This is a genomic window from Paraburkholderia sp. MM5482-R2 (genome assembly GCF_050436125.1).
Classification (GTDB): Bacteria; Pseudomonadota; Gammaproteobacteria; order Burkholderiales; family Burkholderiaceae; genus Paraburkholderia; species Paraburkholderia tuberum.
The window spans coordinates 1,204,662-1,226,576 of record NZ_JBNDLP010000003.1 but is presented as its reverse complement, the minus strand read 5'-3'; the positions used below and the strand labels follow the sequence as shown (position 1 = coordinate 1,226,576).

21 protein-coding genes and 3 pseudogenes are annotated in these 21,915 nt (G+C 64.1%); 13 read left to right on the top strand and 11 right to left on the bottom strand.

The genetic code is table 11. From position 1 onward, the window contains the following. Positions 1-25 precede the first annotated feature (25 nt). Positions 26-802 carry a hypothetical protein gene (locus OKW37_RS27810; protein ID WP_035471695.1) on the bottom strand — a complete coding sequence of 259 codons (777 nt, stop codon included), beginning with the start codon at positions 800-802 and terminating at the stop codon, positions 26-28. Positions 803-1,320: 518 nt separating this feature from the next. Between OKW37_RS27810 and OKW37_RS27805 the strand changes: the two genes are divergently transcribed. The 4 genes from OKW37_RS27805 (at position 1,321) to OKW37_RS27790 (ending at position 5,855) form a co-directional block, all read left to right on the top strand. After that, complete coding sequence (locus tag OKW37_RS27805; protein WP_429402816.1) at positions 1,321-2,511, top strand: L-dopachrome tautomerase-related protein; 1,191 nt, start codon at positions 1,321-1,323, stop codon at positions 2,509-2,511. A 214-nt stretch (positions 2,512-2,725) separates the two neighbouring features. Then, a complete protein-coding gene (locus tag OKW37_RS27800; RefSeq protein WP_429402815.1) occupies positions 2,726-3,931 on the top strand; it encodes a paraquat-inducible protein A in 1,206 nt (401 codons plus the stop codon). After that, positions 3,928-5,223, top strand: a complete 1,296-nt coding sequence (locus tag OKW37_RS27795) for an MlaD family protein (RefSeq protein ID WP_429402814.1) — start codon at positions 3,928-3,930, stop codon at positions 5,221-5,223. The genes OKW37_RS27800 and OKW37_RS27795 overlap by 4 nt, the downstream gene beginning before the upstream one ends. Further along, on the top strand, positions 5,220-5,855 hold the full coding sequence (locus tag OKW37_RS27790) for a PqiC family protein (RefSeq protein ID WP_429402813.1): 636 nt from the start codon (positions 5,220-5,222) through the stop codon (positions 5,853-5,855). The genes OKW37_RS27795 and OKW37_RS27790 overlap by 4 nt, the downstream gene beginning before the upstream one ends. Positions 5,856-5,885: 30 nt before the next feature. Here OKW37_RS27790 and OKW37_RS27785 read toward each other — a convergent pair. From OKW37_RS27785 to OKW37_RS27775, 3 genes and pseudogenes are all read right to left on the bottom strand, one after another. Then, positions 5,886-6,236: pseudogene (locus OKW37_RS27785) on the bottom strand (GNAT family N-acetyltransferase); the annotation flags it as partial. Between the two features lie 164 nt (positions 6,237-6,400). Further along, positions 6,401-6,760: a protocatechuate 3,4-dioxygenase gene (locus OKW37_RS27780; protein ID WP_090806862.1), complete on the bottom strand. Its 360-nt coding sequence runs from the start codon at positions 6,758-6,760 to the stop codon at positions 6,401-6,403. Next, positions 6,760-7,602: a gallate dioxygenase gene (locus tag OKW37_RS27775; protein ID WP_429402812.1), complete on the bottom strand. Its 843-nt coding sequence runs from the start codon at positions 7,600-7,602 to the stop codon at positions 6,760-6,762. The genes OKW37_RS27780 and OKW37_RS27775 overlap by 1 nt, the downstream gene beginning before the upstream one ends. Positions 7,603-7,993: 391 nt before the next feature. Between OKW37_RS27775 and OKW37_RS27770 the strand changes: the two genes are divergently transcribed. The 3 genes from OKW37_RS27770 to OKW37_RS27760 all read left to right on the top strand — a co-directional run bounded on the left by OKW37_RS27770 (position 7,994) and on the right by OKW37_RS27760 (position 10,886). Beyond that, positions 7,994-8,695 (top strand): GntR family transcriptional regulator, encoded by a 702-nt coding sequence (locus OKW37_RS27770; protein WP_429353288.1) that lies wholly within the window; start codon positions 7,994-7,996, stop codon positions 8,693-8,695. After that, positions 8,692-9,999, top strand: a complete 1,308-nt coding sequence (locus OKW37_RS27765; protein WP_184064399.1) for a LysR family transcriptional regulator — start codon at positions 8,692-8,694, stop codon at positions 9,997-9,999. The genes OKW37_RS27770 and OKW37_RS27765 overlap by 4 nt, the downstream gene beginning before the upstream one ends. 290 nt (positions 10,000-10,289) lie before the next feature. After that, on the top strand, positions 10,290-10,886 hold the full coding sequence (locus tag OKW37_RS27760; protein ID WP_184064395.1) for a molybdopterin-dependent oxidoreductase: 597 nt from the start codon (positions 10,290-10,292) through the stop codon (positions 10,884-10,886). Here the strand turns inward: OKW37_RS27760 and OKW37_RS27755 are convergent. Beyond that, a complete protein-coding gene (locus OKW37_RS27755) occupies positions 10,859-11,071 on the bottom strand; it encodes a hypothetical protein (RefSeq protein ID WP_429402811.1) in 213 nt (70 codons plus the stop codon). The genes OKW37_RS27760 and OKW37_RS27755 overlap by 28 nt on opposite strands. Positions 11,072-11,210: 139 nt before the next feature. Here OKW37_RS27755 and OKW37_RS27750 point away from each other — a divergent pair, with 139 nt between their 5' ends. The 5 genes from OKW37_RS27750 (at position 11,211) to OKW37_RS27730 (ending at position 17,688) form a co-directional block, all read left to right on the top strand. Continuing rightward, complete coding sequence (locus tag OKW37_RS27750; protein WP_018423374.1) at positions 11,211-11,621, top strand: DUF2946 domain-containing protein; 411 nt, start codon at positions 11,211-11,213, stop codon at positions 11,619-11,621. Positions 11,622-11,805: 184 nt separating this feature from the next. Next, positions 11,806-14,079, top strand: a complete 2,274-nt coding sequence (locus OKW37_RS27745; protein ID WP_429402810.1) for a TonB-dependent receptor — start codon at positions 11,806-11,808, stop codon at positions 14,077-14,079. Between the two features lie 70 nt (positions 14,080-14,149). Next, entirely contained in the window at positions 14,150-15,652 is a 1,503-nt protein-coding gene (locus OKW37_RS27740; RefSeq protein ID WP_429402809.1) for a PepSY-associated TM helix domain-containing protein, read from the top strand. A 99-nt stretch (positions 15,653-15,751) separates the two neighbouring features. Next, the gene (locus OKW37_RS27735) at positions 15,752-16,546 is read left to right on the top strand and encodes a DeoR/GlpR family DNA-binding transcription regulator (RefSeq protein ID WP_429402808.1); all 795 of its coding nucleotides are present in this window, start codon (positions 15,752-15,754) and stop codon (positions 16,544-16,546) included. Beyond that, a complete protein-coding gene (locus OKW37_RS27730) occupies positions 16,543-17,688 on the top strand; it encodes an MFS transporter (RefSeq protein WP_429402807.1) in 1,146 nt (381 codons plus the stop codon). The genes OKW37_RS27735 and OKW37_RS27730 overlap by 4 nt, the downstream gene beginning before the upstream one ends. A gap of 183 nt (positions 17,689-17,871) precedes the next feature. On the opposite strand, the pseudogene OKW37_RS27725 reads toward OKW37_RS27730, so the two are convergent. The 6 genes and pseudogenes from OKW37_RS27725 to OKW37_RS27700 all read right to left on the bottom strand — a co-directional run. Continuing rightward, a pseudogene (locus OKW37_RS27725) lies at positions 17,872-18,309 on the bottom strand (sterol desaturase family protein); the annotation flags it as partial. Positions 18,310-19,207: 898 nt separating this feature from the next. Then, positions 19,208-19,555: a M23 family metallopeptidase gene (locus tag OKW37_RS27720; protein ID WP_429402806.1), complete on the bottom strand. Its 348-nt coding sequence runs from the start codon at positions 19,553-19,555 to the stop codon at positions 19,208-19,210. A 74-nt stretch (positions 19,556-19,629) separates the two neighbouring features. Beyond that, positions 19,630-19,857, bottom strand: a complete 228-nt coding sequence (locus tag OKW37_RS27715) for a hypothetical protein (protein ID WP_013092139.1) — start codon at positions 19,855-19,857, stop codon at positions 19,630-19,632. A 97-nt stretch (positions 19,858-19,954) separates the two neighbouring features. After that, positions 19,955-20,098 (bottom strand): hypothetical protein, encoded by a 144-nt coding sequence (locus OKW37_RS27710; RefSeq protein ID WP_167368704.1) that lies wholly within the window; start codon positions 20,096-20,098, stop codon positions 19,955-19,957. A gap of 50 nt (positions 20,099-20,148) precedes the next feature. Then, on the bottom strand, positions 20,149-20,439 hold the full coding sequence (locus tag OKW37_RS27705; protein WP_429402805.1) for a hypothetical protein: 291 nt from the start codon (positions 20,437-20,439) through the stop codon (positions 20,149-20,151). A gap of 246 nt (positions 20,440-20,685) precedes the next feature. Continuing rightward, entirely contained in the window at positions 20,686-21,018 is a 333-nt protein-coding gene (locus OKW37_RS27700; RefSeq protein WP_184064378.1) for a DUF2322 family protein, read from the bottom strand. A 141-nt stretch (positions 21,019-21,159) separates the two neighbouring features. Here OKW37_RS27700 and OKW37_RS27695 point away from each other — a divergent pair. Then, positions 21,160-21,677 (top strand): annotated as a pseudogene (locus tag OKW37_RS27695) (hypothetical protein); the annotation flags it as partial. Positions 21,678-21,915: the final 238 nt, after the last annotated feature.

Sequence of the window (21,915 nt, the reverse complement as noted above, 5' to 3'; positions counted from 1 at the left end):
ACGCCGCCACGACTCGCGCAATACCTCAACGCCACATACGATAGCTGTAGACCGGTGCGCGATACGCATACACGCGCGGCTGCGCCCAATAGACCGGCGGACGATAAACCTGATAAGCGACAGGCGCGGCCGGTTGAACCACCGTTTCCACGACCTGCGGCATTTCATCGTATTGCGCCTGCGGATAAACCGGCACGTACTGCACGGGCGGCTGAGGATAGTCCTGCCGCACGTATACCGGCTGGTTGTCGTAGACCGGCTGCATCTGCGCGTAGGCCGGCGCCTGCTGGTATTGCATTGGCGGCGGCGCGTACTGCGGCTGCTGGTACACCTGCTGATATTGCTGTTGCGGCGGCGGTTGCGGCACCTGACGCTGCGCGTATTGGACCGGCCGCGGCTTCTGAGGCTGCGGCGGAATACTCGTGTACTTCGAGTTATCGTCTTCAGGAACGCCCGGCGGCAGCGGCGGCACGTCGACCCGCGCGACGTCGGTCCTGGCCGGTTGCCGCTGACCGTGATTGTGCGAGTCGATCATTGCCTGGTAATCGGCCTGATCCTGCTTGCCGCGATTGATATAGCCATTGCGATACGCGCGGGCCACGTCTGACATCTTCGCATTCGGATCTTCTTTCATGCCGTCCGCATTGACCTTGTACTCGTTCGGACTGAGCGAGCCGGCCGGCACCTCGTCGTCGGACGCATACGCTGCTTCGGGTCCGTCGGCCCACGCTGGATAACATTGCAGCGTTAGCACCGAAGCGACCGTCGTCACCCCGAGCCCCCAAAGCGTCGTTGTTCTCATGATCCACCTCGCGGCCGATTAAGAGTATTGAAAGCCGAAATTTTTACTTGCAGGTGTGGCTATTTGTCTGCGCATGCAATTGTTATTTTTTAGCACATTCCTTTGACGTCGGCATTATTTTTTCTTTGCAAATGAGCGGTGTAGCGCACGAGTGACACGGCGGATCCAAAGGCGAGTCAGGAGAAACCCTGAGAGTCAGAGTTGCCGAAATGGACCGTTTGGTACGGCGGCTCCGCACGCCGCCGCGGCGCGATTCTTTTCGCCCTGAATGACGTAGTAGCAACGCGGCCTTTTAGCGCGCCATGTCGTATCAAGCGCTACGCGACAACTCGGCTTTCCCTATTGCGCGCACTACCGTTCTCTGCTCGCGCGAAAGTCAAACAATTCGCATAAAGGACGGTCCGCAATTCACGTTGAATACCTTCCGAAAGATTCGCGGATTACGATTCACTTTATCTTTGCACGCGACATTCGCTTTACTGAATACGGACATTTCCGTCCTGTCCCGGAGGCAGCCCATGAAAGACACCGCCACGCCAACCGCCGCGGATCGGGTTCCACTGACCGCCGCGCCTGCATCGAGCGCCGGTGACGACGGCTCGCTGCCGCATCTGCGCGAGATTGCGTCGTTCGGGCACCAGGTGACCGGCGTCGCCGTCGCCGCGGACGGACGCATCTTCGTCAACTTCCCGCGCTGGACAGAAGACGCGCCGATCTCCGTCGGCGTACTCACGCCCGATGGCGACGTCCGTCCTTATCCCGACGATCGATGGAACGGCTGGCGCAATGCCAGGCGTGACGAGTTGAACCCGCAGGATCGCTGGGTCTGCGTGCAGGCGATGCTGTGCGATTCCCAAAACAACCTGTGGGTACTCGACCCCGGCGCGCCGGCCCAGGCGTTCGTCGTGCCGGGTGCCCCTAAACTGGTCCGCATCGATCTTGCGACGGATAGCGTCGTCGGCTGCATTGCGTTCACGCTCGACATCGCGTCTCAGGGCAGCTATCTGAACGACGTGCGCATCAGTCCCGACGGCCGTTTCGCCTACATCACGGACTCTGGAACATGCGGCGCGATCGTGGTGGTCGATCTCGGCACCGGTCAAGCGCGCCGCGTGCTCGACGGGCATCCGTCGACGCAAACGGATCCGGGCGTCACGGTCCATGCTGGCGGCGCACCATTGCGGCGTCCCGATGGACGCGGCGTCGAATTGGCGGCCGACGGCATCGCGCTCACTCGCGATGGACTGTATCTGTACTGGCAGGCGGTGAAGGGCAAAACGCTTTACCGCGTGCCCACCGAAGCGCTTCGCGATACCACGCTCGCGACCGATGAAGTCGGCAACCGCGTCCAGAAAGTGCTCGAGCATCGCCCCGCCGACGGGCTGCACATCGACCGGACGGGACGCCTGCTGATTACCGCGGTCGAAGAACACGCGGTGAAGGTATGGGACGGCGCGACATTGACGACGTTGCTGCACGAGCCCGGCCTGCGATGGCCGGATACGTTCGCGGAAGGGCCGGACGGCACGATCTACCTGACCGATTCACGCATTCCCGAGATGAACTGGTTCAAGCCGGGCCACCCCGACGCGCTGTCCTCGAGGTTGCTGATCATTGCCGACGCCGCTCCGTCCGCGGCGCCGAACACCAAACCGGGCACGCCGCCCGGCTCGCAAAGCGAAGCGGATCGGAACCGCTCACCCGACTGACGCCACACCGCCGCCGCCGACCGTCCGCGCTGCCCGGCGCGCCGAGGCCGGCCGGGAACGCGCCATGCTAGTGCAGGACAAGAGCTGGCGCGCGCCAGCGCGTCTGCCGTACATGCACGCGCCAAACGGCGCCCGGGGGTCGAGGGATGATCGGCGAAACTTCATTCGCAACGCGCTGCCCGCCTGAAAACGGACAGCCGATGGAGAACGTCGCATGACGATCGGCTGCCCCGAATGCGGCGCGCTCGAAGACATCCCGCCGCTCACCGCCCATACCTACGCGCGTTGCCGCGCCTGTCACTTTCCGCTCGAGCGGCGTAGCGGCCGAAGCCAGACCGCGGCGCTCGCCTGCGCGAGCGCGACCTTCGTATTGCTGTTTCCGGCCAACCTCGCGCCCCTGATGTATGTCCACATGCTCGGCGTCGAACGCTCATCACTGCTGTCGTCGGGCATCGTGCAGATGTGGAACGATGGCTGGTTCATTCTCGCGGTACTGCTCGGCACCTTCGGTATCGTGCTGCCATTCATCCGCTTTGGCGGCCTCGTGATCGTCCTCGCCGCGCTGCGGCTCGGCCGGCGTACCAGAGGAATCGGCGCGCTGTTTCGCTGGACCACCTCGCTCGATATCTGGGCCATGCCCGACGTCTATCTGGTCGGCTGCTTCGTCGGTTACGCGCGCGTGACGCAGAATCTGACCGGCACGATCGCCCCCGGCGGCTACTGCTTCATCGCCGCGGCGCTGCTGTCGATGCTCACGCGCGCGTCGCTCGACCGGAGAACCGTGTGGCGCGCGATCGCCGCGGAAAACGAGTTGCCGGAACATGAAGCGCCGCTGTCCTGCACGGTTTGCGATCTGGTCGTGCCGATGTCGCAGGAGGGGCGCCCCTGCCCTCGCTGCGCACTGACGTTGCGCGCTCGCAAAACCGACGCCGTCGTGCGCGCGGCTGCGCTGTCGCTCGCCGCGCTCGTTCTGACGATCCCGGCCAACTTCTTTCCGATGACCACTTCGATGCAACTCGGGCGGACCCACTCAACCCGGATCATCGACGGCGTCTACCAGCTGTTTCACGCTGGCCTGTGGCCGCTCGGCATTCTGATCATCTGTACGAGCATCGTCATTCCGGTGGCGAAGATTCTCGGCATGGCATGGTTCGTAGTCTCCGTTCGGCGCCGTTCGCGCCGGCATCTGCGGGTCAAGGCGCATCTGTACCGCCTGATCGACGAACTCGGCCGATGGTCGTACGTCGACGTGTTCACGATCGCCGCGTTCGTGCCGCTGATCGAGTTCGACGGCATCGCCTCGGCGAGACCCGCCATCGGCGCCACCGCGTTCGCGCTGGTCGTGTTTCTGACGATGGCCGCTTCGCGCGCATTCGACCCGCGCCTGATGTGGGACGTCCACCCGCGGAGCAAGCGATGAGCGGCACGCGTCCCCGTCGTTCGCAAGCTCAGGTGCGGCGCAGCGCGTGGCCCGGCTGGATCTGGGCGGTGCCGGTCGCAGCCTTCGCGATGGCCGGATGGCTCGGCGTTCGCGCGTTGATGCATCATGGCGAGACGGTCACGGTAACCTTCGACAACGCGTACGGCATGAAGCCCGACGACACGATCGTCACGCTGCGCGGCGTGAAGGTCGGCGCCGTCTCGGAGATTACGCTCGCGCCCGATGGCCGACACGTGCAAGCCGAGCTAAAGATAGATCGCGCCGAAAAAAAGTATCTGCGCAGCGAGACCAGGTTTTATCTGCGCGGCGCACACGTGGATCTCAACGATCCAGCGTCGATCAAGGGAGTGCTGACCGGCCCCGAGATCGTGATGGAGCCCGGGCCCGGCGAACCGGCATCGCATTTCGACGGTGTCGATCGCCGCCCCGCGCTCGCGCCGGGGCACGGCCCGGTCGTCACCTATCTGGTGCGCTTCGAGGGCGCCGTCGGCGACCTGAAGAGTGGTGCCGATGTGCAATTGCGCGGTTTCGACGTGGGCACCGTCACCAGCGTGCGCCTGAACTACGACGCACGCACGGGCGCGCTGAGCACCCCGGTGCAGATCGCGCTGAACCCGTCGCAGCTTGGCATCGTCGGCGCGCCGCCACCGGCCAACGGGGACTGGCGCCCGCTCGTCGACGGCATGCTCACCCGCCTCGTCGCCACAGGCTTGCGCGCGCGGTTATCGCAAGATCCGCCGCTCGTCGGCGCGGACAAGATCAACCTCGACTTCGTGCAAGGCGCGCCGGTGGCGACGCTCGCCAGCGAGGACGGCCTGCCCGTCATTCCGAGTGTCGCCGCCGCGAATCTCGACACGACGATGGCCAAGGCCAACGAGGTGATCCAGAAAATCGACGATCTTCCGATCCGGCAAACCGGCGAACAGGTCCGCAGTATCGCCGCGCATATCAACGCGCTCAGTTCCTCGCCTCAGATTAAGGACAGCCTGACGCACATCGACCACTCGGTCGCGCAGATCGATCACACGTTGCAGCAGGTCTCGCCACAGATCGGTCCGCTCGTCGCGCAATTGCGCGAGACGGCGAACGCGGCCGATCGCACCGTTGCCGCGGCGAACCGGACGCTAGGCGGCGACGCGTCGAGCCAGAACGACCTGCCTGCCGCCATGCAGGAGCTGACCGACACCGCACGCTCGATTCGGGCACTGGCCGACTATCTCGACCGCCATCCGGAGGCGCTGATCCGTGGCAGGCAGCAGGAGGCTCAATGATGACGAGGTCCACGTTCCCCGTCGGACGCGCCGTCGCGGCATCGCTCGCGACGAGCGTCAGGACGGCGGCGTTTGTCGTAACCGTCGCGGCGATGACGCTCGCCGGATGCGGACACAGCATACCGACACGCTATGTGACGTTGAACCCGATGCCCGCCGACGCGCCGGCCGCCACGGCGCCGATCCCACCGATTCAACTGACCGCCGTGCATATTCCCGCGGTGCTCGATCGGCTCGAAGTCGTCACGCTGGCTTCGCAGAACCGGCTGACGATCGACGATAGCGACCTGTGGGGCGCACCGCTCGCTCTGATGATGCGCAAAACGCTTGCCCAGGACTTGCTCATGCGACTGCCCGCCGGATCGTTCGTCGTTCCTGATGCACCCGCGCCGCCCGGCACGCGCACGCTGGTCGTCACCGTGCTGAATGCCACGGCCGACCCGAGCGGCACGCTGACGCTGCAAGCGGAGTGGACGCTGCTGGCCGGGCACTCGGATCAGGCGACGCTGCGGCAGCAGGTGACGCTCGACTCCGCGATCAATGGACACGATGCGCTCGCGCAGGCGGCCGCGTTGAGCCGCGTTCTCGGCGATTTGGCCGACCGGATCGCGGCGTCGGTCCTCGCGCACTGACCGACGGCGTCGAGTTCGCTGCCGCGCGGATCACGCAGTACCGTTATCGCCTTTCCTTGCGCAAAGCCGGTTGAAACGCTGCTCGACCACGCGTGTTCCCCATTGCGTGCCTTCCGATTCTTCACTTAGCCGAAAGCCGAATGACTCGTACAGATGACGCGCCGCGTCGAGCCCCTTGAACGTCCATAGATAGGTTTCGTCGAACCGCTCGTCGAAGAAACGCATGGCATGCGACAGCAATTGCCGTCCAATCCCGGCGCCGCGCAAAGAATCGTCGACGATGAACCAGCGCAAATGAGCGACAGCCGTGTCGTTATCTCCGTCGATCACGACAGACGCGAGCGTGCGGCCGTTTTCGACGTATAGCCAAAGCCCTTTACCTTTCAACCGCTTGACGGTCAACGCCAACGGCACAGTAAAGAAGATATGCGACATGAACCCGCCGATAATCACGGCCGGGTCGAAGTAAGCCGGATGGTTTGAACTACACATCGGAACTTCAAATCGGATTGCCCAGCGGACAGCGCTGCCTTGATGCGCGGCCTTTAAACGGCGTCGGGTACCTGACGAGTCTTCAGAAACGCTTCGAGCGTTTCGCCGCGCATGCTCGCGTACACGCCGAGATTGGTGATCTTCACCACACGCGCGAACTTCTCGAGCACGAAGAAAGACACCCCATAACGGATCAGACCGATCCAGTCAGTGTTGTCGACCAGCGTGCGTTCTTCCGGCGTCAGGCCGGCCGCATCGTACGAGGCGGTGCGGTTTTCGAGCCACAGCGCGCGCGCCGACGCTTCGCGCATCTGCCAGAAAAAGCGGTTCAGGCGCATCGCCTTCATGCTCTGGCGGATATCGAACGGATACGTGCCGGTCAGTTCTTCGACGCCAACCAGTTGCGGATTCATTACGCCACCTCTTCTTCGTAGATCGTCACGGCCATCGCGGTGCTGGTCGCCAGGTAGTAGCTGCGATGCAGTTCGCGGACCTTCTGACCCAGCGCGCCGCGCATCGCGAGCCACATGATCGTCTCGACGCTTTCCGCGCCGCCGAGGCGCACGTAATCGACGTGCTTCATCGCGGCAAGACGCTCCGGATCGCTGACGATCAGGTCGAGGAATTCCATGTCCCATTCGGTGTTGTTGAAGCCGCTGCGTTCGCCATGCACCTGGTGCGACAGCCCGCCCGTGCCGACCACCACGACCTTCAGATCCTGCTCGAACGATTCGATCGCGCGACGCAGCGCCTGGCCGAGCCGGTAGCAGCGATTCGCGGTGGGCAGCGGATACTGCAGCACGTTCACTTCGAGCGGCACCAGCGACAGCGGCCAGCCGCCCTGATGCGGCAGCATCAGCGACAGCGGCGAATTGACGCCGTGATCGAGTGGGCGGTCCTGGAAGACGGTCAGATCGAATTCGTCGGCGACCACTTGCTCGACGATATGGATCGCGAGATCCGGATGACCGGCGATGTCGGGCAGCGGACGCTTGCCGGCGCCTTCATCGGCGAACTCGTGGTTGGGCGACACGCCGAGCGCGAACGTGGGATAGCAGTCGAAGAAGAAGCTGTTCGCGTGGTCGTTGTAGAACATCACCATCACGTCGGGCTTCTGCTCGGCCAGCCACTGCGCCACCGGTTCATAACCCTTGAACATCGGCGCCCATGCCGGTTCGTTCTGCTTGCCCTTGTCGTACGCCAACCCGATCGTGGGTACATGGGACGTGCCGATACCACCAATGATTCTTGCCATATTCGTTCTCTTCCGTCACTTCGTGCTGCTGCCAATCGGATAGGTCGCCAGGTTTACCGCGCTAGTCACCATGACCGTCTTGGGATACAAAGATAGAAATTGTGCCGCGATACGGGAAGCACGGGTATACCTCAGGCAGCGCCGGGTTGACGAGTAAAAACCCGGCATTTGCGCGGCCAAAGCGCGGATGAAGCGCACCCCGACCCACGCCGCGCAGGGCTCCCTCGGTATCCCAAGCCGGTGAGGCAAGCCTTCCGCGACGCCTTGGCATCTCGGCACGCGATAAATAAAACAGATGGCCCGGAAAACAACTCGCAACGCCCATTTTTAAGGCTTGGAGCGGTGCTGCACGCGTGGCTATACTGCGCTGCTTCCGACGAGCGACGAAACGATGAACGAGACCACCCAGCAAGCGATTGTGCAGACCTTACGCGAGAAGATCCTGTCGGGCGAACTGTCGCCCGGGCAGCGGCTCGTCGAAGCGCAGCTTGCGCAATGGCTCGGCGTGTCGCGCACGCCGCTGCGTTATGCGTTGAGCGTGCTGTCGTCGGAAGGCCTGCTCGATCGTTCGGGCTCGCGCGGTTACGTCGTGCGCCGCTTCGGCGTGCGCGACGTGCTCGACGCGATCGACGTGCGCGGCGTGCTCGAGGGACTCGCCGCGCGCTCGGTCGCCGAAAACGGCGTGAGCCCCGCGCTCGCCGCCGCGCTCGACGACTGCCTGCGTGAAGGCGACGCGATCTTCGAGCAAAAGCATCTGCAGCCAGGCGACGACGTGCGCTACGCGCAGATGAACGGCCGCTTTCATGCGCTGATCGTCGAAGCGGCGCAGAACCAGGCGGTCACGGCCGCGCTCAGTCTGAACGACAAGGTGCCGTTCGTGTCGCCGTTCACGATCGCGTTCGACGAATCCGCGCGCGAGCGTCAATTCATGATGCTGACGTACGCGCATCGCCAGCATCACGCGATCGTCGACGCGCTGAAAAAAGGCGAAGGCGCGCGCGTCGATGCGTTGATGAAGGAGCACACGCAAATCTCGAAGGAAAGTCTGAATCTGTCGCTGCCGTCGTTGCATCTGATCGCGGGCGCGGCATGAGCAACGACACGCTTTCCGCCGCCACCAGCCAGGCGAGCGCCAAAGCGCCGCTGTCGGTCAGCAGCAAGGACCTGCTCAATCTCGCGCAACTGCGCGCATTCCGGCTCGTCGCCGATATGGGCAGCGCGACGCGCGCGGCGGCCGCGTTGTTTCGCGCGCAGTCGGCGGTCACGCGCTCCGTGCAGGAGCTCGAGTCGGCGCTCGGCGAACCGCTGTTCGATCGCGGTCCTTCGGGCATGCTGCCCACTCCGGTCGGCCGCGCGGTGCTGCATCGCTGCGAGCGGATCTTCGCTGAACTCGAAGAACTCGCCCGATGGTGCACCGCGCGACAGACGCGCCGCCGGCCCGTCGCGGAAGGCGCATTGCCCGCGTATCTGCTCAACACGCGGCGGTTGCAACTATTCGCGGCGCTCGCGCGGCATCGGCATATGCCGAGCGCGGCAAAAACCTTCGGCATCAGCCAGCCCGCGGTGAGCACCGCGATCCGGGTACTCGAAAGCGGCTCGGGACTGAGTCTGTTTCACCGCAGCCCGCGCGGCATTCTGCTGACGGCCGAGGGCGAGACGTTCCTGCTTCACGTACGCCGCGCGCTGAACGAACTGCGCCACGTCCCCGACGATATCGCCGCATTGCACGGCAAGATTCAGGGCTCGGTGACAGTCGGCGCGTTGCCGCTCGGGCGCACGCTGATCCTGCCGAAGGCGATCGCGCGAATGACCTCGGAGAATCCGGGCGTGCGCGTGGTCACCGACGAAAGCGCATACGAGACGCTCGTGGCCGGTCTGCGAGCGGGCGACATCGATTTCATTCTCGGCGCGCTGCGCGACAACGACGCGACGAGCGGCCTGAAAAACGAGCGGCTGATGTCGGAAGACATGGTGGTGCTGGTGCGCCGCGGTCATCCGCTGACTCACGCGCACGATCTGACCATCATGGGTCTGCGCGACGCGCAGTGGATTCTGCCGCGCAGCAACGCGCCGGCGCGTGCGCTGTTCGAAACGCAATTCAAGCGGATGAAGGTGAAGCCTCCTCTGCCGACCGTCGAGACCGCCGACCTCGCGGTGATTCGCGGCCTGCTGCTCGGTACCGACATGGCGGCGGCCTTGTCGGCGCAGCAGCTGCATCACGAGATTCAGTCCGGGCAACTGGTGGTGCTCGATGTACCGCTGCACAACACGCGGCGCGAGATCGGCCTGACGATGCGCGCGGCGGGCACGCCGTCACCGGCCGCGCGCGCATTGATCGACGCGATCCGGCTGTCGGTCGTCGATGTGACGCGCACCGTCAGTATCGGCGCGAACTGAGCACTTCCATTGATTAGGGCGACAAAGAGTGGAGGCTTCTTGCGTTGCGCCTGGTTCGTGCGTCCATGGGCATTGGAAAAGGACTTCGTCATAAACCTGCGAAGACGCGCACCGCATTGGACCGCCGCGCATGGAACCGTGCCGGCTCCGGCACGAGCCGCAAGCGGAAATAGCATAGCGAATGACGCGTTAATGAAGCATCGCCGTATCACTTGCGGCAACAATTCTCCGACAATAGAAGAGCGCGCACCTCACCACGCGGCGCCTCGACGACACCCGGAGAAAACGTAATGAACAAACGCCAGTTCCTGACCAGCGCCGCGGCACTGGGCGCGGCGGTCGCGCCCGCATTTGGCGCGAAGCGTGAGCACGCCGAATGCGGGCCGTCTCCGGTCGTCCTGACGATCTCCGGCGCGATCAAGCACAGCAATCGCGGCGCGCTCAATCCCGCTTTCGATCAACTGCTGGCGAAGCACCAGGTGAAGTTTTCGCAAGCGTACGGCGTCGATCTGCCGTGGCTCGCCAGCATGAAGACCGTGACGATCCATCCGACGATCGAATACGATGCGCACATGCATACGTTTAGCGGCCCGCTGCTCACCGACGTGCTCGCAAACGTCGGCGCGCCCGACGCGGGCAGCACGCAAATCGTCATGCACGCGGTCGATGGCTACGCGGTGTTGACGACGCTCGACAAGGTGCGCGAGTATCACTTCATCGTCGCGACACAAATGGACGGCAAGCCGCTGGCGCTCGGCGGCGTGGGGCCGTTATGGGCGATCTACGACGCCGATCAGATTCCCGAACTCGCGGCCAAGCCACTGAAGGACCGCTTCGAATTGTCGCCGTGGGGCCTGTATCACATGCAGCTCACAGAGGCGTCATAGCGCGCCGCCGAATCGCTCGACGCACGCCTGCCGCACGCGCTCGCCCACTGACCCAGCGCGAACGAACACGCACCGGCAGTATTGAACGCTTCGGCCCGCTGATCGTTCGGCAAGGCGGAATCTTCGAGCTGCGGCGCGACGAGGGGCAACGCGTCGACGAACTGCCCGGCCGAACATAGCGCCACGGCTCGCTGGTTGTCGCCTCGGCCTCAGCGCCCCGAAATAAGCGCTTTTTCACCGTCTAATCCGCCGTTATGCCCGTCATTGCGAATGAAAGGATCGCGCGGTGATGCTAGAATCGCGCCCGTCTTTTCTTCGACGATCATGACTCGACACTCACGCAACCACCTGACCGCATGGCTTGGCCTCGTCGCCATGTGGCTCGTCGTGTTCGCGCCGCTCGTGAGTCAGTTGCTCGAATCGGGCCGTGCCCACGAGCCGATTGCCGCGCTGTGTTCGGCGCTTCATCCGGCTGGTGCAAGCAATGTGAGCGATGCGAGCGTCGTCGCTCAAACCAGCCCCGCGCCCGTGCATCTGAGCCACGACGATGCCTTCGGCGCCTGCGGCTACTGTCATCTGCTCGAACATCACGTCGCGATGCCGACGCTCGCCGCCGTCGAGCCGCCGGCCGCGCTGCCGCTGGCCGGCACCGCGCCGCCGACGCTGTCCACCCGCTTCACCCCGCTTGGCGCCTTCCCGTCGGGACGTCCGCGCGCCCCACCTGCCGTTTCCTGATCGCTACCGGTTCTGATCGCGCCTTCGTCGCCCACATCGACGAGGCCTGCGATCGCCTGTTCAATGCATCGAGGAAACGCTCATGTTCAACTTCGCGCTGCGAAGGCTCTCTTATTGCGTCCGTCGTGACGCTGTCTTTTCCGCTCATCGCGCGGTTCGTCGTTCCGTTCTTTGGCCCGCGCTCATGCCTGCCTTCGTGCCGGCTTTCGTCGCAACACCCACGCATGCCGCCGACGCAAACACCGACGCGACGCTGCCCGCCGTCAGCGTCAGTGCGAGCGCAAGCGCGAGCGCCGCACCGCGCGCCGTCGACCCGAACCTGCCGGCCTCCGTCGAAACCGTGACGCGCGATCAGTTCGCGAACTGGAACGTCGTCAACACCGAGGACGTGCTCAAGTACATGCCGAACCTGGCGGTACGCAAGCGCTTTACCGGCGATCTGAATTCGATCATCGCGGTGCGCGGCACCAGCAATACGCAGAGCGCGCGCGGCCTCGTCTATGCGGACGGCTTGCTGCTGAGCAACCTGCTCGGCAATAGCTATTCGTTTCCGCCGCGCTGGTCGATGGTGTATCCCGACGAAATCCAGCAGGTCGACGTAATCTACGGGCCGTTTTCCGCGCTGTATCCGGGCAATTCGCTCGGCGCGACCGTGCTGATCAGCACGCGCATGCCAAAGCAGTTCGAGGCCAACGCCGACGTGAAGGCATTCACGCAGCACTTCAGCCTGTTCGGCGTGAACCAGAGCTTCAACGGCAGCGAAGCGAGCGCGTCGATCGGCGATAGCATCGGCAAGTTCTCGTACCGGCTCGGCGTCAATCATCTCGAGAACACGAGTCAGCCGCTGCAATTCGCAACACTCGCTAAATCGACCATGCCCGCCAAGGCCGGCGACACGCCCGTCACCGGCGCCTATTTCTACAACAACCAGACCAATGCGCCGACGGCCGTGCTCGGTGTGAACGGCGAAGGCATCGAGCACACGGTGCAGGACCAGTTCAAGCTGAAGATGCAGTACGACTTCACGCCGACGCTGCAGGGCGGCTTCACGCTCGGCTACTGGCACCAGACGTACAACAGCGAAACATCGACGTTCCTGCGCGACGCGGCCGGCAACCCTGTGTACAGCGGCAACGTATCGATCAACGGTTACCACTACACGATTCCGGCGGCCGCGTTTGCGCCGGGTGTCGGGCACAGCGAGAACTGGCTCTACGGCGTGTCGCTGAAAACGCGCAACGCGACCGGCTGGAACGGCGAGGCGATCGCCTCGTATTACGACATCGGCAATGGCGTCGCACGCACCGCGAATGCCGGCGGCCCGGGCAATGGCCCCGGCACCGTGCTGTTCAACGACGGCACCGGCTGGAAGACGCTGGACCTGCGCGGCACCTATACGCCTGCGACGAACCAGCCAGGACTGGCCAATCACGCACTGAGCGTCGGCTACCACTACGACAACTACTTCGTCGACAACCAGACCTACAACACGCTGAACTGGCGCGACGGCGACGCGACCTCGTTCGCCAACGCGTTCACCGGCAAGACGCAGACGCAAGCTCTTTATGCGCAGGACGCGTGGCGCTTTCTGCCGCGCTGGAAGCTCGTCTACGGCGCGCGCTATGAAGACTGGCAAGCCTACGATGGCGCACAGTCGCTGCCCGGCACGACGATCGCGTACAGCGATGCCAGCCAGCGCCACCTTTCGCCGAAGGCGTCGCTATCGTTCGATGTCAGCGACGAGCTGACTTTGCGCGCGTCGATCGCTTGCGCGTATCGCTTTCCGACCGCGAGCGAACTGTTCCAGGGGCAAATCAACGGCTCCGCGATCGTCAACAACAATCCATATTTGCAGCCCGAAGACGATCTGTCGAAAGAGCTGAGCGCCGAATGGGCGCATTGGAATGGCGTGTTCCGCTTCTCGCTGTTTCAGGACGACGTGAAGAACACGATCTTCAGTCAGACCGACACCACCGTGATTCCGAGCGTGACGAACTTCCAGAACATCGGCAAGGTTCGCTCGCGCGGCGTCGAAGCAAGCTATTCGGGCGAGGACGTGTTCGTGCGCGGGCTCGATCTGCTCGCGAGCGTCGCGTACACGCAGTCGAAGATCCTCGAGAACGCACGGAATCCGGCCTCGGTCGGCAAGTACTTCTACCGCATTCCGCTGTGGCGCGCGAATCTTGCCGCGACGTATCACTTCGACGCGCGCGCGGCGCTGACGCTCGCTGCGCGTTACTCGGGTCGTCAGTACAACACGCTGACGAATACCGACACGAACCCCAACGTGTTCGGCGGCACCAGCACCTACACGGTTGTCGACGCGAAGTTCACGTTCAAGCCGACGAAGCTCAGCGAACTCGGCATCGGCGTCGACAACCTGTTCGACGCGCGCTACTTCGTCTACCACCCGTATCCGGGCCGCACGTTTTATGTCGAAGCGAAGCTGCATATCTAAGCCTGATGCAAGACGCGGCAAGCCGCTTGTCGCACACGAACCATCGACCCATTTGCCCGACGAGGATTTCATGTCCACGACTCGAACCGCCGAACGCGTGCGCGCGCAGAACGGTACAACCGCCGCCACGAGCGGCCCGACACATCCAGGCTATCGAACACTGTGGCGCTGGCATTTTTATGCGGGCCTCTTCGTGATGCCTTTTCTACTCGTGCTCGCCATCACCGGCACGCTGTATTGCTTCCAGCCGCAGATCGAGCCGCTGCTTTATCGACAGCAACTGGTCGTCGCACCGCAGGCCGTCCGGAGGCTGGCCGACAACGCGCTGCTCGCGAAAGCGCGCGCGGCGATGCCGCCCGGCTCGATCGCGACGACCGCCGTGATCACGCGCGATCCGCAACGCAGCGCCGAATTCGTATTTCGTCTCGCGGACGGCTCGCAGCAGAGCATCTATCTGAATCCGTATAGCGGCGAGGTGCTGGGCACGCTGAGCGTCGAGCATCGCTTGATGCAGGTGGATCGCATGCTTCATCGCAAGCTGCTGCTCGGCAAGCCCGGCGAACTGCTGATGGAACTGGCCGCATGCTGGACGCTCGTGATGATCGGCACCGGCGTCGCACTATGGTGGCCGCGCGGCAAAACGACCGCGCGCGCGGTGCTGCTGCCGCGCCTGGCGCTGAAAGGACGTCCGCTATGGAAAAGTCTTCACGCGGTGATCGGCATCTGGCTCGCCCTCGGCGCACTTGCGTTCGTATTGACGGGGCTGCCGTGGACCGGCTCGTGGGGCAAACAGTTCAAGGCGTTCGCGACCGCGACGAAGCTTGGCGCTCCGCCGGGCGCGTGGGGCGGTTTGCCGTTGCGCTCCATCGTGCCGGGAACGCCCTCGGACCACCCGGGCCACGCGAGCGCCACGCTCGCGCATGCCAAGCGCGCCGACATGGACTCGATGCCCGGCATGGTCATGGACGACCTGCCGTTGCCGCTGACGCCGTGGGCCGCGGGCAACGCGAGCGTGCCCTCTTCCGCAGCCACCGACGCGGCGCAGCCTCTGTCGCTCGGGCATATCGTCGCGCTCGCCGCGTCGCTCGGTATCGCGGACGGCTACCGCATCGTGCTGCCGAGCTCCGCAGCCGGCGTCTACACGCTTTCCTATTTCCCCGCGAATCCCAAAGACGAACGCACGCTGTACGTCGACCAATACAGCGGCGCGATCCTGAAGGACATTCGCTACGGCGATTACGGCGCGATCGCGAAGGCCGTGTCGTACGGCACCTCGCTGCATATGGGTCGCTACTTCGGCGTCGCGAATCAGATACTGTGCGCGGCTATTTCGCTCGGCCTTGGCGCGCTCGCTGTGACCGGCTTCGTGATGTGGTGGAAACGTCGGCCGCAACGCTCGCTCGGCGTGCCGTCGCGCGAGCGCGCCGCGCCGCCGATGCGTGGCTGGACAACCGGCCTCGCGCTTCTCGGCGTCGTTTTCCCGCTGATGGGCGCAACGCTCGTCGCGGTGTGGCTGCTCGACCGGCTGGTTTTCGGCCGTGACTCACGACCGGAACCGAACGGCGTGGCGTGAGATCAAGACGAGCCGGGGCGCACCGCTTGTGCCTCACGAGCGTTTACGATATATTTTGCTCGCTTATGATCGATTCACGCCGAAATGGAGACGAGACCCATGCAGCGAACCCGGGAAGATGCGATCAACGGGCTACTGCCCGAGCAGCGCGAAGCACTGATTCTGGAGCGATTGCGCACGCATGGTCGCGTGCTCGCGGCCGAGCTGGCCGCCGAGCTGCAGATCTCCGAGCACACGGTGCGCCGTCATCTGCGCGATCTCGCGGATCAGGGGCACTGCAAGCGCGTGTACGGCGGTGCGCTACTGATGTCGCCCGCCGACAAACCCGCGGCGCTGCGCATGCATGAGGCCGTCGATCGCAAGGCACGCCTTGCCGCGGCGGCCGTATCGATCGTTCGTCCGAAGCAGATCGTGCTGCTCGACGCGGGCACGACGAACGTCGCGATCGCGGCGGCGCTGCCCGACAACGCCGGCCTGACCGTCGTCACGAATTCGCCCGAGGCCTGCGCGCGGCTGCTGAACCGCCCCGGTATCGACGTGATCCTGATCGGCGGCCGCATCGCCGGCGGCGCGGCGGGCTCGCTCGGCGCGACCGCGCTGCTACAGATCCAGCAGATCCGCGCGGACCTCTGTTTTCTCGGCGCCTGCGCCTTCGACCCCGACGAAGGCGTCGCCGTATTCGACGCAGAGGACGCCGAACTGAAACGCGCGATGGTCAAAGCGAGCAGCCAGATCGCCATCGCGCTGACCTCGGAAAAGCTCATGACAGCGGCGCCGTTCGCGGTAGCGCCTGTTTCGGCCGTCGATTATCTGTTCGTCGAAGCGGACGTGCCGGACGCGCGTGTCGCGAGCCTCCGGGCCGTCTGCGATAACGTGATGGCGGCACGCCCATGAACTCACTCGTCAGGGAACGCATCGCGACGCTCGCCGTCTTTCTCGCCAACGGTTTCGGCATCGGCGCATGGGCGGTCGAGGTGCCGCGCATCAAGGAAAGCCTGGCGCTCAGCGACGCCTCGCTCGGCATCGCGCTGTTCTGCTTCGCGCTCGGCGCCATCGTTGCGATGCCGCTCGCGGGACAGCTCGCGCCGCGCGTCGGCAGCGGCCGCGCCACCGCGCTGCTCGGCGCGGCATTCGCGATCGCGCTGCCGTTGCCCGCGCTCGCGCCGGGCATGCTGACGTTGTGCGTGGTGCTGTTTGCGCTTGGCGCGTCGAACGGCGCGCTCGACGTGTCGATGAACGGACATGCGAGCGCGATCGAAACACGCTGGCGCGCGCCGATCATGTCGTCGTTTCATGCCGCGTGGAGCGCGGGCGGCCTGCTTGGCGCGGCGAGCGGCGCGATGTTGCAGAAAAGCGGCGTCGGCGTCATGGGCGGGCTGTTCGCGCCCGATCTGTTCATCGCGGCCCTGATCATTTTCGCCACGTCGTTTGCGTTGCGCGATATCGGTCCGCGCGCGGCCGCCGCGTCGAGCGGCTTCGCATGGCCCGACAGCAGCGTGATGAAACTGGCGCTGCTCGCGTTCATGTGCATGCTCGTCGAAGGCGCGGTGGCCGACTGGAGCGCGGTGTACCTGCGCTCCACATTGAACCAGGAAGCGAGCGTCGCCGCGATCGGCTACTCCGCGTTCGCGTTTTCGATGGCGGCCTGCCGGATCGCCGGCGACGCATCGGTGCGGCGCTTCGGTTCGAGCAAGGTCGTCGCGCTCGGCGGTCTGATCGCGCTCGCCGGACTCGCGCTCGTGCTGAGCCTGCCGACGGTGCTGACCGCGTGCGTCGGCTTCGCGATGGTCGGCATCGGTCTCGCGAATATCGTTCCGGTGATTTTCAGCGCGGCGGGTCGCTCGAACGCGACGCCGGCGATCGGCGTGTCGATGGCGGCCACGTTCGGCTATGCGGGCTTTCTGGTCGGGCCGCCGCTGATTGGTTTCGGTGCCGGCGTGCTCGGCCTGCGCGCGGCGCTGGGCGTGCTCGTGATGGCCACGCTGATCGTGTCGCTGCTGGGCGGCAACGCGGTGCGCGCCGCGCAACCCGCGTAGCGAGCGTTATTTCGCTTTCTTGTCGAGCACGGCAAGCGGCTTGCGAACGGGTAACGCGTTGCGTGCCGCATGCTGACCCAATGGCCAGCTGAACGCGCCCAACAGCGAACTCGGCTGCGTACCATCGTCCAGACCGGTGGCGGGCCACTCGTGTTTCGCGGGCACCCAACGCGTGCCGAACACGTGATCCCACATCGGCAACAGCTGCGTGAAGTTGTGATTGAAATGCTCGGCGCGAATCGAGTGATGCAGCCGGTGATACTGCGGATTGTTGACCCACGTGACGTAGCGGCCAAGGTCCATGCGCAGATTCAGATGCGCGAAATAGTTGCCGAACATGAACACGATCGAGGTCGCACCGACGATCCACGGCTCGACCTTGAACAGTACGCCGACGAGCGGATAAAGCAGGCAGCCCTTGAGCAGCACTTCTATCCAATGATGCCGCAACGTGATCGTCACGTTGAAATCCACCGCGCTATGGTGCAGCGAATGCAGCTTCCACAGGATGGGCCATGTGTGCTGCAAGCGATGAAACGCGTATTCGAGGAAATCGATCGTCAGCAGCACGATCACGAACGAAGCTAGCGCGCCCCACCCGCGCGACACCAGCACCACCATCCCGCCGCCGAGTGCATTGACGATCGCGACGCTCGCGGCTGCCGTCAGCGGCTTCGTGGCTTCCGCCAACGCCAGATACAGACCCGCATACGCCATGTTCAGACGCTGCCCCGCGCGCGATTGCAGCAATGCGGCTGGCCAGCGACGCTCGAGCAACGCACCGACGCCCATCATGACCAGCACGAGCGCGTAGGCTTGCAGCCACAGGCTCGCGTGGTGCAGCAATGCGGGAAACGGGCTCGACGCTAACATGAAATTCCCTGATGCGGCGGTCGTTAGCATGATCTTCGCAGCCCGCCGGCCCGCACGCAAGCGCCCTTTAGCGGGGGCCCGCCGCGAATTCAGCTTCACCCGCAAGCACGGAAAAAAATGGCGGGGTCATCGCTTCACGCCGTCACGATCGCGAGCGGACGTTAGATGCAGCCGTATCGTCCGCTCGCGTCGTCGTTGTTTGTCGACATCCGTTTGCTATTGGCCCCGCCGCACCTCGCAAGTTGCGCCAAGCTCCCCGAGCGCGAATCGCGAGACTTTTGCTGCCGTCGGCATTTGTTCACTGCGTGAAATTCCGGCTGCAACATGTGTAGTTCTTGTGCATTCGTCATTGCAATGGCTATGCCATGCTGGAATGAAGGCCTGCTACGTATGGAGAAATGCCTGCCGGGGCACTTCGAAGCGGGCCTGATCGCACGCAATGCATCGGAAATGAGACGCCGCGGGGATGCCCCGACGCCTTCGTGCTGGCTCGTACACGTCGTTCCACGCGCGCGGGAATACCCGAACGCGCATTGACGGACCAAGGTTTGCGACCCGTACCGGTCAACATGCCGACACGTCATGCGACGAAAGCGCGCCTGAATCATGCGGACCGGCGTGTCGCAAAGTTGAGACGGCAAGCGGCTTACAGCAGCGCGGTCAATTGCGCGACACGCGACTCGAACTGCCGTAATTCATCGCCGGCAAGCGACCTCTTCTGCGGCAGGTCGACCTTGAGCGGATCCTGCGGCACATCGTTCACGTGGACCTCGAAATGCAGATGCGGTCCGGTTGCCCAACCGGTCTTGCCGACATAGCCGATCACCTGATCGCGCATTACGCGGCTGCCGGAGCGCAGTCCTTTCGCGAAGTGCGATAGATGCGCGAACGTCGTAGAAAACGGTGCGGGGTTCTGAATGACGATCACGTTGCCATAACCGGCCTGACGGCCGATAAAGCGGATTACGCCGCGCGCGGTGGCACGCACGGGCATGACGGCGCAATCGCGCTGCGCCGACGAGAAAACAAGCCGGAATATTCGACTCGGCCGCGCGGACGTCGACCGGGTTACGACAACGAAGCAAGCATGTTCGACAGCCGTCGGACATGGGCCTTGAACGCGTCGCTCGTTTCGCGGTTCGTGGTGGGATTCAGATGCGAGCTTTCGGCGAGTTGCGCCTGCTCGTGAAAGTCGTTGGCGATCCTGCGCTTGATATCGTCGGGCAGCGACCGCACGATGGAGACCAGCAAAGCCTCTTCGGCATGCAGCATGCCGAGAATCGAATGTGTGTCCATACGGGAACCTCCGTGGGGAACATCGTCGGTGCCGGCCGGCAGTGGCGCCGGCGCTCCTCATGTTACCCCGTTGGTTCCGCGTCGTTGGTCGTGCGCGTTACTCTGCGATCGAATAGCGCGACGGACGAGCACGCGGCTGCTCCGCCTCACGCTCGACGCGCGGACTCGCGCCGCGGATGAACAGGACCGCGCAAAACGCGACCATGGCCCAGATGCAAAGAATGACGGTCAAAGCGCTCATGTCAGTTTCCGGTACTTCGGGATAGTACGGCGATGCTGCCGCGTAGGCTGTCAATGCAGCGTGGACCGCTCGGGCGCACCGAACAGCAGCTCATCGATCAGGGCGGTCGTAAACGTCAGCTGCGTTTCGAGCGATTGGCGCGCGGCTTGCGCGCCCGCTTCGTCGCTTCGGGCGATGGCCGCGTGTGCCTGCGTGGCCAGACGCACGATGGCTTCGGAACCGCGTTGCAGTTCGCGCATCGCGCGGTCGTCCGGACCCGGCGTCGGCTGATCCCGTTCCGAGGTGGTGAGTTCCGGCAAGTCGGCGTCGAACCGGTGGGGTTTGTTGTGACGGGAAGACATCCGGGGCTCCTGACGGAAAAGCGCGATATACGCGACGGGACGAACCCAGTGTGCGCCGCCCCCCGCGTTTCAATTCACCGAACAGAAGCCGAATCTGAAGCCAATCCGGGGGCTTCGGGAAAAACGAGGGTTTTTACCAAGCAATTAGCGCAGGTGGGCCGCAAATCCCGTCGCCGGGGCGTTGGAATTCGCGGCAGCGGCAGGAAAACGTCTACCTTGCCGGCGCGGAAAAGACTTTGAGCGGCCTCAAGCTGCCGGAACAACGTCGATGCGCAATGCCTCGCCGCCGGCGGCAATCGCCAGCAGGTGATCGACGTTCGGATGCGCGCCCGGACGGTTGCGCGCGTCGGCCGTATGCTCGGCAAACAGCGCGAGGCCGTGTTCGGCCGCCTTCGCGTCGAGCGTGCCGAACGCGCCGCGCAGGTAGTTGTACACCGCGAGCGAGCCCTGCTTGCCAGGTTTGTTCTCGATGCTAGCGACCACGGTACCGCTGCCATTGACCAGATCGATGCGTGCGATGCCGTCGATCGCCGGCATTCTGGCGAGATTTTCCTTGAAAACGTTGCTCGGTTCGATCATTGAAACCACTCCTTCCGTTCTAAAAAATGCATAGCGGGCCGTATCTTATCCGATGGGCGGCGAGCGGGCGAATTGGTGGCCACGACGGATCGGCACGCGCATCTGATACCTGGTGTATTCCTAGTAATTTTTCGCGTGGGGACCTGGTACAACCAGCCGAGCGATACCGCGCATCCGTATAGCGCGCGCTGATCACGGTGCGCGACGGCAAGCGCGTGATCAACCTGAACCTGAGCCAGGCGCCCGACTACAACTCGTACACGCCGTACTATCCGGCGCCGTTCTCGGACAATCTCGCGTATGGCACGACTGACCTCGGCTATGCGCTGATGATTCCGCAGGTCACGTACAACGGCAAAACCTATATCGCGGTCACGTACTACAAGAATCTGAACGTGCAGGAAACCAATGGTCAGGTGGTCGTCACGTTCGACACCGCGAAGTTCAGGCAAGCGGCCAAGAACGCGTTGTACACGACGGATCTCGATCTGCAGGTGCACACCGTGATGACGTTCGCCAAGGGCTCGATCACGCGGCTGTCGACCACGCCGATTGGACAGTTGCACTCCAACTTCGCCTGTACGACCAACCCGTTCGCGTTGACGGGCGGCGCCAGCCGCACGCTGACGTGGACGCTGAAGTACGCTGATCCGGCCTGATAGCGGCAGGCGCCTTCCTTCCTGTTTTCAGGCAGGAAGGCCTCGTTCGATGGTTGATACGGGTAGCAGCCATACCGGTAGCAGAAGTTGGACTTCGCGAGCCAAGTCGGCGAAGGCAAGCGGCCTCTCGATAGTGCGCGCGCGGCGTTGAATGCCGTTATGCAGCGGGTCAACCCGGCGTCAGCTTAAAAGCGTTGATCGAGAAGTCCGCGTGCGAGCAGCGGTTCGCCACGCCGAA

What these genes read in the sequence shown, in the direction of transcription:
- OKW37_RS27810 (WP_035471695.1), bottom strand. Translation starts at nt 802, where the DNA reads ATGAGAACAACGACGCTTTGGGGGCTCGGGGTGACGACGGTCGCTTCG.
- OKW37_RS27805 (WP_429402816.1), top strand. Translation starts at nt 1,321, where the DNA reads ATGAAAGACACCGCCACGCCAACCGCCGCGGATCGGGTTCCACTGACC.
- OKW37_RS27800 (WP_429402815.1), top strand. Translation starts at nt 2,726, where the DNA reads ATGACGATCGGCTGCCCCGAATGCGGCGCGCTCGAAGACATCCCGCCG.
- OKW37_RS27795 (WP_429402814.1), top strand. Translation starts at nt 3,928, where the DNA reads ATGAGCGGCACGCGTCCCCGTCGTTCGCAAGCTCAGGTGCGGCGCAGC.
- OKW37_RS27790 (WP_429402813.1), top strand. Translation starts at nt 5,220, where the DNA reads ATGATGACGAGGTCCACGTTCCCCGTCGGACGCGCCGTCGCGGCATCG.
- OKW37_RS27780 (WP_090806862.1), bottom strand. Translation starts at nt 6,760, where the DNA reads ATGAATCCGCAACTGGTTGGCGTCGAAGAACTGACCGGCACGTATCCG.
- OKW37_RS27775 (WP_429402812.1), bottom strand. Translation starts at nt 7,602, where the DNA reads ATGGCAAGAATCATTGGTGGTATCGGCACGTCCCATGTACCCACGATC.
- OKW37_RS27770 (WP_429353288.1), top strand. Translation starts at nt 7,994, where the DNA reads ATGAACGAGACCACCCAGCAAGCGATTGTGCAGACCTTACGCGAGAAG.
- OKW37_RS27765 (WP_184064399.1), top strand. Translation starts at nt 8,692, where the DNA reads ATGAGCAACGACACGCTTTCCGCCGCCACCAGCCAGGCGAGCGCCAAA.
- OKW37_RS27760 (WP_184064395.1), top strand. Translation starts at nt 10,290, where the DNA reads ATGAACAAACGCCAGTTCCTGACCAGCGCCGCGGCACTGGGCGCGGCG.
- OKW37_RS27750 (WP_018423374.1), top strand. Translation starts at nt 11,211, where the DNA reads ATGACTCGACACTCACGCAACCACCTGACCGCATGGCTTGGCCTCGTC.
- OKW37_RS27745 (WP_429402810.1), top strand. Translation starts at nt 11,806, where the DNA reads ATGCCTGCCTTCGTGCCGGCTTTCGTCGCAACACCCACGCATGCCGCC.
- OKW37_RS27740 (WP_429402809.1), top strand. Translation starts at nt 14,150, where the DNA reads ATGTCCACGACTCGAACCGCCGAACGCGTGCGCGCGCAGAACGGTACA.
- OKW37_RS27735 (WP_429402808.1), top strand. Translation starts at nt 15,752, where the DNA reads ATGCAGCGAACCCGGGAAGATGCGATCAACGGGCTACTGCCCGAGCAG.
- OKW37_RS27730 (WP_429402807.1), top strand. Translation starts at nt 16,543, where the DNA reads ATGAACTCACTCGTCAGGGAACGCATCGCGACGCTCGCCGTCTTTCTC.
- OKW37_RS27720 (WP_429402806.1), bottom strand. Translation starts at nt 19,555, where the DNA reads ATGCCCGTGCGTGCCACCGCGCGCGGCGTAATCCGCTTTATCGGCCGT.
- OKW37_RS27715 (WP_013092139.1), bottom strand. Translation starts at nt 19,857, where the DNA reads ATGGACACACATTCGATTCTCGGCATGCTGCATGCCGAAGAGGCTTTG.
- OKW37_RS27710 (WP_167368704.1), bottom strand. Translation starts at nt 20,098, where the DNA reads ATGAGCGCTTTGACCGTCATTCTTTGCATCTGGGCCATGGTCGCGTTT.
- OKW37_RS27705 (WP_429402805.1), bottom strand. Translation starts at nt 20,439, where the DNA reads ATGTCTTCCCGTCACAACAAACCCCACCGGTTCGACGCCGACTTGCCG.
- OKW37_RS27700 (WP_184064378.1), bottom strand. Translation starts at nt 21,018, where the DNA reads ATGATCGAACCGAGCAACGTTTTCAAGGAAAATCTCGCCAGAATGCCG.